Here is a 17,991-nt window from a genome sequence, read left to right on the forward strand (position 1 = left end):
GCATGCCCGGAGTCTCGGACCGGGGCCGGAGCGGCCGGTAGAGTTTCGCGCCTGCGCGAAACGGACGGCGCAGCGGACGACAGGACAGCTGCCGGGGAGGCCGCCGACATGGGCTGGTGGCAGGTCAACGCCGACACCCTCGCGGGCAGCCGCTTCGTGCTCTCGCCGCTCGCCGAGACCTTCGCCTGTCTGAAGGCGCTGCGGGCGGGGACGGCCACGCACCCGGGCGAGCGGACCTGGCTGCAGGCCCATCTGCCGGACCACGAACGGCGGCTGGCCGCCGATCCCGTCACCGCCGCCCTCGTCCGGGCCGGACTCGGACCCGAGTGGATCGCCGACTTTCTCACGCCCACCCCGCGCGGCGAGGAGGACTTCGAAACCGAGGTCGCCCGAGTGCGCGGAACGTCCCCCGAGGCCGCCCGCGCCCACCTCTCCGTGGCCCTGCGCGGCCCGCTCCCCCGCATCCTCCAGGACCGCGACGACCTCCCCGGCCGCGCCGCCGACCTGCTCACCCACGTCTGGACCGAGGCCGTACGCCCCTACTGGCCCCGTCGCCGTCGCGTGCTGGAAGCCGATGTCGTCGCCCGCATCGCCCAGTTGAGCCAGGGCGGCTGGGCGGCGGCCCTGGACTCGATGCGGCCGGGCATGCGCTGGCTCGGCGAGAACCGGCTGCAGATCAACCTCCACGAGTACCCGCCCCGCGAGATCTCGGGCGCCGAGCTCCTCTTCGTACCCGTGACACCGCAGCGGCAGGGCTGGGTGTCGTGGGAGGAGCCCGACCGGTACGCGGTCGTGTACCCGTGCTCGGGCGCGCTCGCGGACACCGGGCCGACGGCCGCGGGCGCCCCCGAGAGCCTCAGCCGGCTGCTCGGGGCGGGGCGGGCGGGCGTTCTCGTCCTGCTCGGCTCCCCCATGAGCACGAGCCAGGTGGTGGCCGTCACCGGCCAGGGGCTCGGCTCGGTCGGCCGCCACCTAAGAGTCCTCTTGGACGCCCGGCTGGTGGAGCGGCGCCGCTCCGGGCGGTCGGTCCTCTACTACCGCACCCCCGCGGGCGAGGTTCTCGTCGGGGCCCAGGGGGACCGGGGCGCCGCCCGTGACCCTTCGGAGCGGAGTTAGCATCCGTTTATGACTACTGACTCAGTTCTCGACGTCGACATCGATGCCCTGCAGGGCGGTTCCGCGGACCTCGGCCAGTACAAGGGCCAGGCCGTGCTCATCGTCAACGTGGCCTCCAAGTGCGGGCTCACCCCTCAGTACGGGGGCCTGGAGCGACTGCAGGAGCGGTACGCCGCGCAGGGCTTCACCGTGCTCGGGGTGCCCTGCAACCAGTTCATGGGCCAGGAGCCCGGCACGTCCGAGGAGATCGCGGAGTTCTGCTCGGCGACGTACGGCGTGACCTTCCCGATGACCGAGAAGGTCGACGTGAACGGTGACGAGCGGCACGCGCTGTACGAGCGGCTCACCGGTTTCGCGGACGGCGAGGGCCACAGCGGTGACATCCGCTGGAACTTCGAGAAGTTCCTGATCGGCCGGGACGGCACGGTGGCCGCCCGCTTCTCCCCACAGACCGAACCGGAGTCGGCCGAGGTGGTGGCGGCCGTGGAGGCACTGGTCGCCTGACACGACGGCTCGCGTCGGTGGCCTGCGCCCGGTACAGCGGCTCGCGTCGGTTACCGGCGCCCGGTGCGGCGGCTCGCGTCGGTTACCGGCGCCCGGTGCGGCGGCTCGCGTCGGCTGCCGGCGCCCGATACCGCGGCTCCCGTCGGTTGACCTTGTCCCTGGGGCAAGGAGCAGCGTCCTCCCCGCCGGGCGGCAGGCGCCCGGTGACGGAGGATGGGTCCGTGGAACCCGTGACCGACACGACCAGCGCGTCGCCCCCGGCCGAGGGCCTGCTCACGATCGGCGCGTTCGCCGCCCGTGCGCGGCTCTCGCCGAAGGCACTGCGGCTGTACGACCGGCTGGGCCTGCTGCGCCCCGCGCACGTCGACGACACGACCGGCTACCGCTACTACCGCGCCGCCCAGGTCGAACGGGCCCGCCTGGTCTCCCTGCTGCGCGGACTCGACATGCCGCTAGCCCGGATCGCCGAGGTCGTCGAGCGCCAGGAGACCGACGGGCAGGCGGCCGCGGACCTCGTGACCGCCTACTGGGCGGACGTCGAGGAACGCCTCGCCGGGCAGCGGACACTCGCGCACTACCTCCGTGGACGGCTTTCCGGAAGGAGTTCCGAGTTGTACGCGACATTCGAGGTCCACACCGTGGACGTACCGGAGCAGTGGGTCATCACCGAGAAGCGGCACACCCTCGTGGAGGAGCTGCCCGTCTGGATCCCGGCGTCGCTGGGCCGGCTGGAGGCGGCCGCGGAGGAGTGCGGCGGCACGACGGGCGCCCCGTTCGTCGTGTACCACTCCGAGGTCTCGCAGGAGAGCGACGGCCCCGTGGAGTCCTGCGTCCCCGTGGCCGACGCGGAGGCCGCCCGCACCTGGGCGGCGGGGCACGCCCGCGCCTGGAACACAACGGCCCGCCTCGAACCCGCCCACCGCCTCGCCTACACCCGCATCACCAAGGCCCAGGTCGCCAACCCCCAGATCCACGCGGCCTACGAGGCAGTAGAGGCCTGGCTGACCGAACAAGGCCACACCTACGCAGGCCCCTGCCGAGAGATCTACTTCACGGATTGGGACACGTCGGGCCCGGAGGACGAGGTGTGCGACATCGCCTTCCCGATCCAGCCGGGCTGACGACGGGCGCCCCGTCAGGGGCGCGGGGAACTGCGCGACCAGCCACAACGAACCCGCACCCGACAACGAACCCGCGGAAGCCCTACCCACCACTCCCGCGGACGGCGTCCCTCATCTCCTCAGGACACCCCGTGCCCCGAGGCAGTTGATAAGGCGCAGCCAACCGATACGTACCGGCCCGCGGAGCAAGAAGCTCAGTCCACTTGTCCCCGTTGACATCCTCCTCCGTCTCCATCAGACACCCATTGACGTTCTCGTACGCCTTCGGCATCTCACCGTCGTCCTCCCGCAGCCGCTTCGACTCCTCGGTCTCCTGAGGCGGCTTCACGCCCTTGCCATCCGCGTCGACGAGCCCCAGCCACGGCGAGTACGGGATCCGGATGAGCACCCGCCCCGCCCGCTTCACCTCGATGGTCAGCTCACCCTGCTCGGCCCGGTCGACGACGGCGGGCGGGTCGGCCATCGGGGTGGGGTCGGTGACCTGGAAGAGCTGCCAGTTGGCATCGCCCCAGACCTGCTTGAGATACGGCATCCCGCGCTGCACGAGCTCCCGCTCGCGCTCACCGCCGTCGCCGTCGGGCTCGCCCTTGGGGACGACGACGAAGTGGACGGCCCAGCGCCGCAGCCACTCGTGGTAGTTCGCGGAGTTGAGGGTGTCGTCGTAGAAGAGGGGGTTGCGCTCCATGTCCGCCTGCCGGTTCCAGCCGCGGGCGAGGTTGACGTACGGGGCGAGGGCGGATGCCTCCCGGTGGGAGCGGGCCGGTACGACCTCGACGCGGCCCTTCTCGGCGCCGGCCACCTGGAGCTGGTTGACCAGCGGGGCCAGTTCGCGGGCCCAGGAGGCCGCGGGCGTCGTATGCACTATGTCGTCCACGGCCTTGAAGCCGATCCAGGCGTTCATGCCCACGAAGGTCACGAGGATCGCGTACCACTTGCGCGAGCGCGGCACCGTGAAGGGCAGCGCGGCGATCAGCACGACCCCTGCCAGGAGCATGGGCAGGCGGCTGATGTTGGAGCCGATCTGCGAGCTGATCAGCCAGACCAGGAGGACGGAGAGGCCGTACACCGCCGCCGTGATCCGGACCGTCTTCCACTCCTTGGGGACGAGGAGGAAGACGAACACCGAGTACGAGAAGGGCAGCAGGACCGAGGCGAACAGCATCGGCTGCGTACCGGAGAAGGGGAACAGCCAGGCGGAGACGCCCACGACGGCGGCGGGCGCGAGGCCCAGCGCGTACGCGCCCGGGCGGCGCTTCTGCAGGAAGAGCGCCACCGCGACGAAACCCACGAAGAGTCCGGCCACGGGTGACGCGGCGGTCGCGAGCGCGGCGAGGGGGGCGGCGCACAGGGCCTTGGCCCAGCGTTTGTAGCGCCAGCGGTACGGCCAGCAGAAGACGACGGCGGTCGCGCCGAGCGCGAACACCATGCCGAGGCCGAAGGTCACGCGTCCCGAGGCCGCGTTGCACAGCAGCGCGAACACTCCGGCGAGGGACGGCCACACCGGGTTCCGTACGGCCCTGGTGCGCATCAGGATCAGCGTGAGCAGCCCGGCGGAGATCGTCCCCGCGATCATCAGCGTCGTACGCACGCCGAGCACGGCCATCAGATACGGCGACACCACGCTGTACGACACCGGGTGCATCCCGCCGTACCAGGCCAGGTTGTACGCCGAACCCGGGTTCCGCCCGACGAACTCGGCCCACGCGTCCTGCGCCGCGAGGTCGCCCCCACTGTTCGCGAACGTGAAGAACCAGATGACGTGGAGGATGCCGGAGAGTGCGGTGGCGAGGGTCGCGGGGTGCCGCAGGAAGCGGTGCAGACGGGTGGTCCCGTGAACGCCGTCGGGGTCCGCGCACTGCTCGCCGCGGTCTGAGTCCGTGCCGCTCTCGGGGTGTTCGGGCGGCGCGGAGACGTCGGGGAGTTCGGCGGACCCGGAGGTCTCCGGAGCCTCGGCCGACCCGGAGGGGTCGGAGGTGTCGTCCGGTTCGGGGAGTTCAACGTGCCGCGTGCGCAGCCGTATTCGCTGGCCGGCTTCTTGGCCCGGCTCGGCGTCGTCGGCGTGCGTCGGCTCCGCTGTCGCCACGTGAAGGCACTCCCGTGTCCCGTTGTTTCGCTCTCGGCCGGGCCCCGCGGCGGGCGACCTGCCCTTCTCGCGACGCTAGCACGCACCCCGGCCCGGAGCGCCGGGGCGGTACTCCGTCGGTGGCGTACGACCGTTTCGGCACGGCTTGGGAGCGTTACGCCCCCAAGCCGCCGCGGCCCTGCAGTCCGTACGTCCGTATGTCCGTACGCCTGTCCGTCTGTCCGTCTGTCCGTCAGCTCACGCGGGTGAGCTTGGACCCGTAGCCCGGCTCGACGAGGTCCGACTTGAGCGCCACCGGCACCTCGACCGCGTTGCCGCTCGTGCCGTCACCGACGCTCAGCGAGCCGACCTTGGTTCCCGCCTTCGCCGTGTGCGGGATGGCCGTGCCGTCCTCGCTCAGCTTCAGCTTGACGGTCTGTCCGGCCCAGCCCACCGCGGAGACGTCCTTCGTGGCGACGACCGGCGTGCGACCGCCGAGCCCGTCGTCCACGTACCCCACGACGTCGCCCTTCTTCAGGATCTTCTGCGAGGTCAGCGCCTCCTGGGCGGCGATCATCGCCTCCTTGCTGACCGCGTTGACCGTGTCGATGATCGGCGGCTTGTGCTGGCCGAGGACCGCGCCGACGACGATGACGTTCTCGCCGCCGACCTCCTGGGTGGCGGCGAACAGCAGGTTGCCGCCGGCCTTGGTGGTGGAGCCGGTCTTGATGCCGATGGCGTTGTTGTACGGCACGAGGCGGTTGTAGTTGTCCCACTTCTTGCCGGACGGGTCCACCCAGGTCGGCAGCTTGGTGATGTCCACCAGCGCCTGCATCCGCACCAGTTCGTTGCCGAGCTTCACCTGGTCCTCGGCGGTGGAGACGGTGGTCTCCTTCAGGCCCGAGGGGTCGGTGTACGTCGTGTCGGTCATCCCGAGGTCCTTGGCGGCGTCGTTCATCTTCTTGACGAACGCCTCCTCGGAACCGTTCGAGTCCCAACGGGCAAGCAGCCGGGCGATGTTGTTCGCGGAGGGGATCATGATGGCCGCGATGGCGTCCTTCTCGGTGAGGGTGTCGCCCTCCTTGACGGTGTTGAGCGTCGACTCGCCCTGCGCGTCGTAGCCGCCCTCCGTCTCCGCCTTCGCGTCGACGGGGATCTGCGCGCCGTCCTCGCCGGGCTTCAGCGGGTGCTCCTTGAGGATCACGTACGCCGTCATGGCCTTGGCGACCGAGCCGATGGCGACCGGCTTCTGCTCGCCGAACCTGTCGACGGTGCCGATGCCGTTCACGTCCATCCAGCCCTGGCCCTCGCCGGGCCACGGGAGGGAGACCTTGTTCCCCTCGAAGGCGTACGACTCGTCGGCCGTCAGCGCGAGCGTGGGGGTGGGCAGCGGGCGTACGGCCTGTACGACTGCAAACACCACGGCCAGCAGCAGCACCAGCGGGGTCCAGATCTTGACCCGCCGCACGACGGTCCGCACCGGGGTCTGCCGGGGCGGCGGCGTGTTCGTCAGCTCCGCCAGCAGGTCCAACGGGGGCTTCGGCGGCAGGGGTTGCTGGGTCGTCCGCTCGGGACCGACCTGAGGAATGGCGGCCGTCTCGGCGGCCGGCGGAACCGGCGGCCGCGCGGGCTCGTCCAGCGGCTTGAGAGCCACGAACTTACTGGTGCGCTCAGCCTCCGGCTCGACGGGAGCGGAGGGCTTCGCGGCCCAGGCCGGAGCGGGTTTGCCTTCGGCACCCTTGCTGGGGTCGCCACTCTTGCCGGGCTCGGCACCCTTGTCGGACTCGGCATCCTTGCTGGGCTCGGTGCCCTTGCCGGGGGCGGTTGCCGTGCCCTTGTCCGCTCCGGCATCCGGTCCGGCTGCCGGTCCGGCTGCCGGCTCGGTCGTGGGCTTCTCGTCGGTCCCGGCACCCGGCTTGGCGCCGCCCCACTTGAGCATGGTGGTGGGCTGATCCACGGCACGCGCCGGCATCTTGAAGATGGCGGTGGGCTGGTCGACGGGAGGCTTGGGGCCGTCGTCGGAGTCCGCGTCCGCCCCGGCGTCACGATCACCGGAGGCAACCGCACCGGACTCGGCGCCGGCGCCACCTTCCCTGGAGCCTTCACCTGCGGCTTCGCCCGCATCGGCGACAGCACCGGCCTTGGCCTCGGCGGGGGCTCCGTCAGCGGGTTCGTCCACGTCGGAGGCAGCACCAGCCTCAGGAACGGCGTCGGCCTTGGCGAGGGCTCCGTCACCGGCTTCGCCCGCGTCGCGAGCAGCACCAGCTCCAGGCACGGCGTCGGCCTTCGCGGCGTCAGCCTTGGCCCCGGCGGGAACTTCGTCAGCGGGTTCGCCCGCGTCGGAGGCGGCACCGGTCCCAGGCTCGGAGTCGGCCTTCACGGCGTCGGCCTTGGCCCCGGCGGGGACCTCGTCAGCGGGTTCGTCCACGTCGGAGGCAGCACCGGTCCCAGGCATGGCGTCAACCTTGACCTCGGCGAGGGCTCCGTCAGCGGGTTCGCCCGCATCGCGAGCAGCACCAGCTCCAGGCACGGCATCGGCCTTCGCGGCGTCAGCCCTGGCCCCGGCGGGAGCTTCGTCAGCGGGTTCGTCCACGTCGGAGGCAGCACCTGGCTCAGTCACGGCGTCGGCCTTGGCCTCGGCGGGGACTTCGTCACCGGCTTCGCCCGCATCGCGAGCAGCACCGGCCTCGGACCCGGTGGCCACCTGCGCGCCCGCGTCACCGTCGGCGGAACCTTCGCCCTCGGGCGCTGCGTCCGCCTTCGCATCGGCACCAGCCGTCGGCCGGCCCTTCGTCTCGTCTGCCGTCTCGCTCTGCGACTCGCCCTCGGGCTCCCGCTCGGCGTCGGTGTCGGCGCCACCAGCGGGCGTCACGTCGTCGCCATCGGTCTCGGCGTCGGCTTCAGACTCGGCCGGGGCCCCCGCGGCAGCGGCGCCCTCCCGCTCGGCGTCATCGTCTGCGAGGGCGTCGTCGGCCTCGGACGCTGCCGCGCCGTCCTCCGCCCCGGACTCATCCTCACCGTCCGAGTCACCGCTACCAGCGGCACCCTCCGCGTCACCCCCGGCCGAACCGGCCGAATCCGACGTGGCCGGTTCCGGACCGTCGGACCCCTCCGCGTCACCCCCGGCCGAACCGGCCGAACCAGTCGAACCGGCCGATTCGTCGCCCCCGTTCGAACCGGTCGAATTCGACGTGGCCGGTTCCGGGCCGTCGGGCCTCTGCGCGGCAGCGGCAACTTCCGCGCCATCGGGGCCATCGGCGGCAGAGGCGGCCTCAGGGGCCTCGTCGTCCGTGGTCGCGACCCATGCGGCCACCACGTCCCGCAGACGCGCGTCACCGCCCTCGGTGCCCTTGGCGGGGCCATCACCGGCGGACTCACGGTCCGCAGAACCGTCACTCCCCTGGGAACTCCCGGCGGCGGACCCCTCCGACCCCGCCGAACCCGCGGAGCGCTTCGTCGAGAACACCGCCGTGGCCGTGTCCACCCGGGCAGCCGCGGTCACGGCCTCCCTGGCGACCGCCAGCCGCGGATCCGGAACCGGAGCCTTGCTCCCCGACGTCGGTTCTGCCGACGACTCGTGCTGCTTCGACCTGTCGGGGGACTCGCCCGCCACCGGTGCCTCCTCCATGCGCCACAACTCAGTGCGGCCAACCGAACCATGAACCCGCCAAGTCATGCACACACGCCCGGACATCCCGTGTCCGAACCATGTACCAGTGTCCTGTGTGCGGGCTTAACCCCCGTGGTAGACGAGAACGACATACCTATCGGTTCCACTACATTCCGGTCACGCACTCTCGACAGACCAATGTGAGAGGGGTCACCCTGTCATTCATCCACGCGGGGAGGCATGGATGGGCAGGAGCCGCAGAACACTTCCGGAGGAGCTTCTGCTGCTGGCGCTGGACCCGACCACGGGTACCACCGCACAGCCGCAGTCGCTCGACCTAGGTCTGGCCGGAGCGCAGCTAGTGGAGCTGGCGCTGGCCGGACGGATAGCCCCAGACGGGGATCGTATCGCCGTGGTGGCACCACGGCCGACCGGAGATCCGACCTTGGACTGTGCGCTGGAACTACTCCGCAGGCGGGGTGCTCCAGTACGCGCTGTGAACTGGATCGGCGGACCCCGACTGGGGCTGCGCCAGACATATCTCTCGCATCTGGAGCGGTGCGGCATGGTGCATGCCGTGGCGGGACAGATGTGCGGGGTGCTTCCGACGACTCGCTATCAGGCGACGGACACGGAGATCAGCCGGGAGATCAGGGCCCGGCTGGACAGCGCGATCCGCACCGGCGTACCGCCGGACCCGCGGACCGCCGCGCTGGCCGCGCTGGCGCACGCCGTCGGCCTGGGCAAGCACCTCTACCCGGGGAACGAAGGGCGTTCGTCTCGCTCCCGCCTCCGGGACCTGATCAGGCACGACCCCATGGGCGGCCTCGTGGCGCACGCCGTGATGGACGTCCAGAACGGTGTGGCCGCTCAGCCACGCCGCAGCCCGGCACCGGCCGGCCGTCAGGCCGCCCCCGGAGCAAGGCCCGCACCGGAGCCCGCCAGGGGCGTCCCGATGCAACCGCGCCGCGGTTCGATGGCGCGTGCCGTGGCTCACTGAGCCGCAGTCCCACGGCACCCGCCGGCACGACCGCAGCACAGCAGGACCAGCAGCACCCGTAGGACCAGCAGGACCCGACAACCGCAGCACCCACCGTGCAGCACGCGGCACCCGCCGCGCGCCACGCACGTCAGCGCCGCACCGACGTCCCCAAGACCCGGTTCGGGAGCCGCTGGGCCGCGCGGGGCGGTGGGCCGTACGTCCGGACGACGACACGGCCCGCCGCCCCGCGCGTCCGCATGTCATCGCATGTACCGCCAAGTCGCTTGTATCGCAACGTCCTGTATCTCCACGTACAACCGCGCGCCTCATCACACTTCTCACCACTCTTCCACGCAAGGTGGCGCGAGGTGGCGACAAGTGGCGGGTACGCACGGCATATCCGCTGTTTCCCAGCGGTAGCAAGCACCTTGGTGGCAATCTGCTCAACAGCAGATACGCAAAGTACAGACAGTACGCAGCCGGAGGTGCACGTCCCGTGGCGTCCAATGTCAATCCCACCGTCAGGCGACGCCGGTTGGGCCAGGAGCTGCGCCGGCTCCGCGAGCTCAAGGGCATGACGGCAGAAGAAGTGGCCGAGCGGCTGCTTGTCTCGCAGTCGAAGATCAGCCGCCTGGAGAACGGGCGGCGCAGCATCAGCCAGCGCGACGTCCGAGATCTGTGCGGGGTGTACGAGGTCGAGGACGTCCGGATCGTCGACTCGCTGATGCAAATGGCCAAGGACTCGCGCCAGCAGGGCTGGTGGCACTCCTTCGGCGACATCCCGTACAGCGTCTACATCGGTCTGGAGACGGACGCGGCGAGCCTGCGCGTGTACGACCCGCTGGTCGTCCCGGGCCTGCTGCAGACCCGTCCGTACGCGGAGTCCCTGATCCAGGGCGCGCTCCCGGAGGCGGCCCCCGGCGACATCGAGAAGCGCGTACAGGTACGGCTGCGGCGACAGGAACGTATCTCCGACCTGGAGAACCCGCTGCGGCTGTGGGCCGTGCTCGACGAGGCCGCGCTGCGCCGGACCGTCGGCAACAAGCAGGTGATGATCGAGCAGTTGGAGCATCTCGTCGAGATGTCCCACGTGCCGCATGTGACGGTCCAGGTCATTCCGTTCACGATGGGCGCCCATCCCGGGGTCAGCGGGCAGTACGCGATCCTGGAGTTCCCGGACGCGGCCGACTCCAGCGTGGTCTACATCGAGGGCGTCACCAGCGACCTGTACCTGGAGAAGGCGAACGACGTCCAGAAGTACAGCGTCATGTACGAGCACCTGCGGGCGCAGGCCCTGAACGCGGACCAGTCCCGGGAGTTCATCGCGGACGTCGCCAAGGACTACGCCACCGAAGCGCTGTCCTGAGGCAGGGCGTCACCCGTGGGACAGGGCGTCACCGGGCGGCGCGCGAGGCGGTGTTGGGCCGATTTCCACCACCCCCGGCAAGAGGGCGCCGGACCATACACCCTCGCGGTATCTCAGCGGAAGACTCCACTGGTATATGCCACCCGGTCGAGTGAATAGTCGCTTCGTAAGCCGATGTTGGCGAGTAGCGTCGATCACGCCAAGAAGCAACAACCTTGGCGCAATCCGAACAGTGGGTTCCGGAACGAACCCGCAGTGCGGTGACAGCAACTCAGCAACTGGCTACCGGAGCGAACATGGCAATCAAGCAAGGCGCCACGGATACGTGGACGAAGTCCTCGTACTCCCAGGGCAACGGCGCGTGCGTCGAGGTCAAGTCCCCCGTCCTGACGGCGCTGGCCGTCCGCGACTCCAAGGTCCACGAGGGCCCGACGCTGGCCTTCGCGGCCGGCTCGTGGAACGCCTTCGTGGCAGAGGTGAGCCGGGGCACCGTCTGACCTCACCGCAACTGCATCAACAACCGCATCAACAACTTCACAAGCACCACGTAAGAGCCCTCTCGACCGGCCCGCCGTCCTGGCCGAGGGGGCTCGGCCTTTTTCCGGATTTCCCGTCTTTCAAGACCTCCAAATGTGATCAGCTCTCCCACTGCTCACAAACCGCTCCGACCTTCAACCGACCGTTCCCGTTCGATTACAGTGCTGGACTGTCGGCCGTTCCGACGGAATCGGCACGGGATCGGATCGGGATCTGTAGGAGGCCTCGGTGGGTGCGACAGCCGGTGCCGTCTGGGGCCGTGCCGAACAGCAGGACTTCCGCAGCCGGGTGCGTGGCACGCTCCTCGGCGCGGCCGTCGGGGACACGCTGGGCTCGCCCGTCGCGGGTCTGGCGATGGACGGGATCCGCGAGGCGCACGGGGCTCAGGGGCTCACCGATCTGGCCTTCGGGCACGGCAGACGCGGAGCCGTCTCCCATCTCACGCAGCTGACGCTGTTCTCCATGGACGGGCTGATAAGGGCCCAGGTGCGCCGCGACACCGGAGCCTGGCATCCGCCGACGGACCTGCACCGGGCATATCTCCGGTGGGCCGCCACACAGCGCGACTGGGGCCCGGACGAGCGGCGCAAGGAGGACGGCTGGCTGGCCCGCGAGGAGTGGCTGTACGCCCGGCGTGAGCCCGCGCGCGCCTGTCTGGTGGGGCTCGGCGACGAGATGATGGGGACGCTCGACGCCCCCAAGAACCCCGACGAGCGGGGCCCCGAGGCGGCGGTCCGCTCCGCGCCCTTCGGGCTGCTCGTCGGATGGGAACCGCAGCTGGTGATGCAGCTCGCGGTGGAGTGCGCGGCACAGACCCACGGGCATCCGACGGCCTACCTGTCGGCGGGGGCGTACGCCGTCGTCGTGCACGGTCTGGCGCGCGGTGAGAGCCTCGACGCGGCCGTCCAGCGGGCCCTGCAGCTGCTGGCCGGGCGCCCGGGGCACCAGCCCGTCTCGGACGCGCTGCAGCAGGCGCTGGGGGCCGTACGGCAGGGCATGCCCACTCCGGCCCGGGTCGAGGACCTGGCCGGGGCCGGTACGGCGGAGGGGCTGCTCTCGGTCGCCGTCTACTGCGCCCTGGTGGGCGAGGACACCCGCCACGGTCTCTGCCTGTCGGTGAACCACGGCGGCGACTCGGCTGCCACCGGCGCGCTCACGGGCGCCCTGCTCGGCTCGCTGCACGGCGAGACGGCCCTCCCGCCGTCCTGGCTGGCCGAGTTGGAGGGCCGCCCCACCATGCTCGTCCTCGCGGACGACTTCGCGATGGAGATGACCCAGGGCCCGGCCCTGCACGGCCCGGCGGGCTCCTCCCCTGGCTGGCTCGCCCGCTACCCGCGCGGCTACGCGGCCCTGGCGGGCGCCACCCCGGTCCCCGCGGGCTGACCACCGCCCCCCCCACACACACCCATGTGACCGGCGCCACAGGGACGAGGACCGCCGGGCGGACAGGGCTGGTCGTGGAACTTTCCCTACGTGCCCGGATACGGGCCGGTGACCCGGAGGCGTTCGCCGAGCTGTTCACCGCGCACGCGCGGGCCGTCTACAGCTACGCCGCCCGCCTGTCCGGAGATCGCACCACCGCGGAGGACGTGGTCTCGCTGACCTTCCTGGAGGCGTGGCGTCTGCGGGAGAGGCTGAGACCCGATGCCGGGCCCCCGGAGGAGGACGGCGCCCCGGCCGACCCCGAACCCCCCGGGGGCGACGGGCTGCGGCCCTGGCTCTACGGCGTCGCCACCAACGTGCTGCGGAACACGCGGCGGACCACGCGGCGGCACGGTGCCGCGCTCGGCCGCCTCCACGCGAGTACGGCGGACCACGACATCGTGCCGGACTTCGCGGACGAGCTGGTCGGGCGCCTGGAGGACACCGAGCGGCTCGCGGCGGCCCGGCTCGCGCTGAAGCGGCTGCGCAGGTCCGAGCGCGAGGTGTTCGTGCTGTGCGTCTGGTCGGAGCTGAGCTACGCGGCCGCCGGTGAGGCCCTCGGGGTGCCGGCGAGCACCGTACGGTCGCGGCTCGCCCGTGCCCGGCAGCGGCTGCGGCGCCTGGCGGAGGCGGAGTTGACCCGCCGCGGGTCCGGGCGGGGGCCGAAGCGGGCCGCCCCGGAAGAAGGCCCGGAAGAAGGCCTGGAAGAAAAACCGAGACCCCATCCCCGTACCGGACAGGTCCCCAGCAGCCGCCCGGAAGCGGCCCGGTCGACACAGGAGAAGCACCGATGAGGCCCGAAGAGCGCGAGGAACTGGCGAGGCTGCTGCCGAGCCCGGGTGAGCCGGTCCTGTCGAGCGACCGCCATGACCTGATGAAGGACCATCTGATGCGAGAGCTCACCCCGGACGCCGTCACGGCCACCGCGGCCACCGCGCGGCCGAGGACCGCCGCCCGCCGCCGGTTCGCCGTACCACTCGCCGCCGCGACCGCCGTCGCCGCCGTCGCCGCGGCCGTGGTCACCGCCACCGGCGGACCGGACGCCCCCACCACCGACCAGGAGGCCGTCGACCTCCTGAACCGCATCGCCACGGTCGCCGCCGCGAAGAAGCCCGTGGCCGTCCGCGACGGCCAGTACGTCTACATCAGCGTCCAGGGCTCCATGGACATGGAGGAGATGGGCACCCAGGTCTTCCGCCGGACGGACTGGACCGCCGTCGACGGCAAGCGCTCCGGACTGGCCCGGACCACGGTGCTGTCGGGCCCGAACCTCCCGGGGGAGCGGACCCCCAAGGGCGCCCCGGCCGACATGAGGCTGTCCCCCGACCCGAACGTCACCACGTACCGCGAGCTGGAGGCACTGCCCACCGACCCCGACCGGCTGCTGAAGAAGATCTACGCGGACGCCGCGGGCGAGGGGCAGAGCCGGGAGGAGTCCGCGCTGGAGGCGATCGGCGACATGCTCGACACCGCCACCCTCCTCCCCGAGGTGGACGCGGCCCTCTACCGCGCCGCCGCGAAGATCCCGGGCGTCAGGGTGGTCGAGAACGCCAAGGACCTCGCGGGACGCCCGGGTATCGGCCTGAGCTTCAAGGATCGCGACGACCGCGACGTGTGGGTCTTCGACAGGAAGTCCCTCAACTACCTCGGCTCCGACGAGGTGGCCCTGCTCGGTGCCGGAGTCGTCGACAAGATCGGTGACACGCCGAGGAGTTGACGATCCGTCAGTGCGAACGCCCGACGGCCCGAGGGCCCGACGAGAAGGGCGACCGCTCCCAAGGGAACGGTCGCCCTGCCTCATGCGCCCAACTGCCCTACCACCGTACGGAATTCACTCCACGCCCGATGCCCCAGCGGGAGCCGGTACCGCGGTGGACGTCGAGCCGGGGTCGTCGTTGTTGATCTTCTCGATGAGCGCGTCCCGTTCAGGCGTGTCCTCCGGTTTCACGTACCCGATGAGGATGTAGAGGACGAGCGAGACCGCGAGCGGGATCGACACCTGGTACTGCAGGGGTACGCCGCCGTCGACGTTCCAGCTGATCGGGTAGTTGACCAGCCAGAAGGTGAAGAGGCCGAGCCCCCAGCTGATCAGCGCGGCCGTCGGCCCGCTCTTGCGGAACCAGGGCAGCAGGCCCAGCATCAGCGGGATCGCGATCGGGCCCATGAGCCCCGCGACCCACTTGATGACGACGGTGATGATGTCGTCGAAGAAGCCGGAGTTGACCTGCGTCGCGATGGCCATCGAAAGCCCGAGGAAGAGCAGCGTGGCCCAGCGCGCGGCCAGCAGCCCCATCCGGGTGTCCCACTCGCGCACCTTGTGCGAGACGGCGGGCATGATGTCGCGCGTGACGACGGCCGCGATCGCGTTGGCGTCGGACGAGCACATCGCCATCGTGTGGGAGAAGAACCCGACGATGACCAGCCCCAACAGCCCGTGCGGCAACAGCTGTTCGGCCATCAGCGCGTACGAGTCGGCCGGCACGTCCGTCTTGATGATCAGCGGCGCGACCCACATGGGGAAGAACAGCACGAGCGGCCAGACCAGCCACAGCACGGCGGACAGGGTGGCCGAGCGCGTGGCGGACTTCGCGGAGTCCGTGGCCATGTAGCGCTGGGCCTGGTTCCACATGCCGCCGTTGTACTCGAAGGTCTTGATGAAGAGATAGGCGATCAGGAAGACCATCATGTACGGGCCGGCCAGCGGCTTGGTGTGCCCGTCGAGCGCGGGCTCGTCCCAGACGCTCCACAGCGTGCTGAAGCCGTTCAGCTCGGCCATGACCGCGACGAGCATCGCGATACCGGCGATGAACTGGATGATGAACTGGCCCAGTTCGGTGAGCGCGTCGGCCCAGAGCCCGCCGACCGTGCAGTAGACGGCCGTCACGGCGCCGGTGATCAGGATGCCCATGTTGAGCGAGACACCGGTGAAGACGGACAACAGGGTCGCGATGGCAGCCCACTTGGCGCCCACGTCCACGATCTTCAGCAGCACACCGGACCAGGCGAGCGCCTGCTGGGTGGGCAGGTTGTAGCGGTTCTTCAGATACTCCAGCGGCGAGGCCACGTGCAGCCGTGAGCGCACCCGGTTGAGCCGGGGCGCGAACAGCTTCGCGCCGATCGCGATGCCGATGGCGATGGGGAAGGACCAGGTGACATAGGAAGTGATGCCGTACGTATAGGCGATGGCGGCGTAGCCGGTGAACATCACCGCGCTGTAGCCGGACATGTGATGGGAGATGCCCGACAGCCACCACGGCATCTTGCCGCCGGCCGTGAAGAAGTCGCTGACGTTGTCGACCCGTTTGTGGGACCAGACACCGATCGCGACCATCACACCGAAGTAGCCGATGAGCACGGCCCAGTCGAGACCGTTCATATGCCCCCTCCCAGGGTCGTGTGACGCCCGCTCATCGTGGGTTCGATGGCATGACTGCGACAACAGCCCGTACTGTCAAGAGGAGGTAAAATAGTTCTGCTCACTGACCTCGGTTCATGTCCATGAACAGGGTCGGATCGGGTTACCGCATCAGCTCCCCCGCGTTGACCAGCAACGACTGCCCGGTGATCGAGCGCGCCCGGTCCGACGCCAGGAACGCGGCCGCGTCCGCCACGTCCGAGTCCGTGGCCAGCTCCGGCAGCGCCATCCGGGACGTGAGCCGCTCCAGCACCTCGGCCTCCGGCACGCCGTCGGTGTGCGCGGTGAACTTCACGTACGCCTCCACGGGCGGCCCCCACATCCAGCCCGGCAGCACGGTGTTCACCCGGATCCGGTGCTGGCCCAGTTCCCGGGCCATGGAGTACATCGCGCTGGTCAGCGCGCCCTTCGAGGCCGCGTACGCCGCCTGCCGCACCTGGGACGGGGCGGCGACGGACGACTGCGTGCCGATCACGACGACGGACCCGCCGTGCTCCTTCAGCGCGGGCAGACAGGCGCGGGTCATCCGCAGTGTGCCGAGCAGGTTCACGTCGAGGACGGACTGCCAGGTGGCGAAGTCGGCGTCCTCCAGACCGCCGAAGTAGCTGTCCCACGCGGCCACATGGACGACGGCGTCGATCCGCCCGAACCGCTCCTTCGCCAGGGCGGCGAGCGCCTCGCACTGGCCCTCGTCGGTGATGTCGGTGGCCCGGTACGCCGTGTGCGCGCCGTCCGGGTCGAGCTCGGCGGCGGACTTGGCGAGATTGGCCTCGGTACGGGCGCCGAGCACGGCGTTCCCGCCGTCCCGCACGACGGCCGCCGCGACCTGGTGACCGAGCCCGGCCCCGACCCCCGAGACGACGACGGTCTTGCCCTGGAGCAGTGACATTGCAGGCCTCCCGGCTCTGGCGGTTGATCTGACGGTCCGTCAGAGTAGGTCCGTCCGGAGGAGGAAGGAAGGCCGGACGAGGAAGGAAGGCCGGAGGAAGGATGGGGAGTGCCATGCTCGATGACACGCCGAACGACACCCGTAGCGAGGTGTACGCGGAACTGGCCGGCGTCGGCCCGTACGGAGTCCACCCCGGCCATGCCCTGATCACGATGGTGGAGCCGCATCCGGGCCACGAGTACGCGTACAACCGCTGGTACGAGGACGACCACTACTACGCGGGCGCGATGGCCATGCCGTGGATGTACGCGGGCCGGCGCTGGGTCGCCACCCGGGACCTCCAACTCCTGCGTTACCCCGAGAAGTCGGCGGTCGCCCAGCCTGTCACCGCCGGCTGCTACATCTCGACGTACTGGGTCACCGACGGCCGCTACGACGACCACATGAAGTGGACCGTCGGCATCAACAAACGGCTGAATCGGGACGGCCGGGTCTACCAGGACCGCACGCACGTCTTCACCGCCTTCCAGGACCACGAGGCCACGGTCTACCGGGACGGGGCGGCCGGGCCGCGCGACTTCCACGCCCTCGACCACCCGTACGCGGGCCTGGTGGTGGAAGTGATCGACGCCGAATCCCCCGCGCAGCGGGCCGAGTTGCTGGAGTGGCTCCGCTCCCGCCACCTGCCCAAACGCCTCGCCGGCTCCCCCGCCGCCATGGTCACGGTCTTCCGCCCGACCCCGCTCCCCGGCGACCGCATGACGTACGTGAAGCAGGTCGAGGGCGTCGACACGCGGCTGACGCTGCTGTGGTTCCTGGAGGCGGATCCGCGGGAGTGCTGGGATCCGTACTTCACGAGGCTGGACACTCCCGTGGCCGAAACAGGGCTGGGGCGCGTCGAGCTGGTGGCGCCCTTCATTCCGACGGTGCCGGGTACGGATCGGTACGTCGACCGCTTGCGGTGACC

14 protein-coding genes are annotated in these 17,991 nt (G+C 70.6%); 10 read left to right on the plus strand and 4 right to left on the minus strand.

Features of this window, described 5'->3' with window-relative positions; all coding sequences use genetic code 11:
• Positions 1–108: 108 nt before the first annotated feature.
• From ACFWXQ_RS32555 to ACFWXQ_RS32565, 3 genes are all read left to right on the plus strand, one after another.
• Positions 109–1,116 (plus strand): transcriptional regulator, encoded by a 1,008-nt coding sequence (locus ACFWXQ_RS32555; protein WP_383936497.1) that lies wholly within the window; start codon positions 109–111, stop codon positions 1,114–1,116.
• Positions 1,117–1,125: 9 nt separating this feature from the next.
• Entirely contained in the window at positions 1,126–1,620 is a 495-nt protein-coding gene (locus ACFWXQ_RS32560; protein WP_383936499.1) for a glutathione peroxidase, read from the plus strand.
• A gap of 221 nt (positions 1,621–1,841) precedes the next feature.
• Entirely contained in the window at positions 1,842–2,741 is a 900-nt protein-coding gene (locus tag ACFWXQ_RS32565; protein ID WP_383936501.1) for a MerR family transcriptional regulator, read from the plus strand.
• Between the two features lie 82 nt (positions 2,742–2,823).
• Here ACFWXQ_RS32565 and ACFWXQ_RS32570 read toward each other — a convergent pair whose 3' ends face one another.
• On the minus strand, positions 2,824–4,824 hold the full coding sequence (locus ACFWXQ_RS32570; RefSeq protein ID WP_383936503.1) for an MFS transporter: 2,001 nt from the start codon (positions 4,822–4,824) through the stop codon (positions 2,824–2,826).
• Between the two features lie 232 nt (positions 4,825–5,056).
• The gene (locus ACFWXQ_RS32575; RefSeq protein ID WP_383936505.1) at positions 5,057–8,431 is read right to left on the minus strand and encodes a D-alanyl-D-alanine carboxypeptidase; all 3,375 of its coding nucleotides are present in this window, start codon (positions 8,429–8,431) and stop codon (positions 5,057–5,059) included.
• 226 nt (positions 8,432–8,657) lie between these two features.
• On the opposite strand from ACFWXQ_RS32575, the gene ACFWXQ_RS32580 reads away from it, so the two are divergent.
• The 6 genes from ACFWXQ_RS32580 (at position 8,658) to ACFWXQ_RS32605 (ending at position 14,437) form a co-directional block, all read left to right on the plus strand.
• Positions 8,658–9,413, plus strand: a complete 756-nt coding sequence (locus tag ACFWXQ_RS32580; protein ID WP_055615874.1) for a GPP34 family phosphoprotein — start codon at positions 8,658–8,660, stop codon at positions 9,411–9,413.
• A 478-nt stretch (positions 9,414–9,891) separates the two neighbouring features.
• The gene (locus ACFWXQ_RS32585; RefSeq protein ID WP_383936506.1) at positions 9,892–10,761 is read left to right on the plus strand and encodes a helix-turn-helix domain-containing protein; all 870 of its coding nucleotides are present in this window, start codon (positions 9,892–9,894) and stop codon (positions 10,759–10,761) included.
• Between the two features lie 296 nt (positions 10,762–11,057).
• Positions 11,058–11,258, plus strand: coding sequence for a DUF397 domain-containing protein (locus tag ACFWXQ_RS32590; RefSeq protein ID WP_055615876.1), 201 nt, complete (start codon positions 11,058–11,060; stop codon positions 11,256–11,258).
• A 268-nt stretch (positions 11,259–11,526) separates the two neighbouring features.
• Positions 11,527–12,681 carry an ADP-ribosylglycohydrolase family protein gene (locus ACFWXQ_RS32595; protein WP_383936508.1) on the plus strand — a complete coding sequence of 385 codons (1,155 nt, stop codon included), beginning with the start codon at positions 11,527–11,529 and terminating at the stop codon, positions 12,679–12,681.
• Positions 12,682–12,755: 74 nt separating this feature from the next.
• Positions 12,756–13,514 carry an RNA polymerase sigma factor gene (locus ACFWXQ_RS32600; RefSeq protein WP_383936511.1) on the plus strand — a complete coding sequence of 253 codons (759 nt, stop codon included), beginning with the start codon at positions 12,756–12,758 and terminating at the stop codon, positions 13,512–13,514.
• On the plus strand, positions 13,511–14,437 hold the full coding sequence (locus ACFWXQ_RS32605) for a CU044_5270 family protein (protein ID WP_383936512.1): 927 nt from the start codon (positions 13,511–13,513) through the stop codon (positions 14,435–14,437). The genes ACFWXQ_RS32600 and ACFWXQ_RS32605 overlap by 4 nt, the downstream gene beginning before the upstream one ends.
• A gap of 114 nt (positions 14,438–14,551) precedes the next feature.
• Here the strand turns inward: ACFWXQ_RS32605 and ACFWXQ_RS32610 are convergent, their stop codons facing one another.
• Together ACFWXQ_RS32610 and ACFWXQ_RS32615 are read right to left on the minus strand one after the other, a co-directional pair.
• A complete protein-coding gene (locus ACFWXQ_RS32610) occupies positions 14,552–16,096 on the minus strand; it encodes a sodium:solute symporter family protein (protein WP_383936514.1) in 1,545 nt (514 codons plus the stop codon).
• A gap of 142 nt (positions 16,097–16,238) precedes the next feature.
• Positions 16,239–17,024 carry an SDR family oxidoreductase gene (locus tag ACFWXQ_RS32615; protein WP_383936516.1) on the minus strand — a complete coding sequence of 262 codons (786 nt, stop codon included), beginning with the start codon at positions 17,022–17,024 and terminating at the stop codon, positions 16,239–16,241.
• A gap of 113 nt (positions 17,025–17,137) precedes the next feature.
• Between ACFWXQ_RS32615 and ACFWXQ_RS32620 the strand changes: the two genes are divergently transcribed.
• A complete protein-coding gene (locus tag ACFWXQ_RS32620; RefSeq protein ID WP_383936517.1) occupies positions 17,138–17,989 on the plus strand; it encodes a hypothetical protein in 852 nt (283 codons plus the stop codon).
• Positions 17,990–17,991: the final 2 nt, after the last annotated feature.

It is taken from the genome of Streptomyces sp. NPDC058697 (assembly GCF_042715345.1).
GTDB lineage: Bacteria > Actinomycetota > Actinomycetes > Streptomycetales > Streptomycetaceae > Streptomyces > Streptomyces liliifuscus.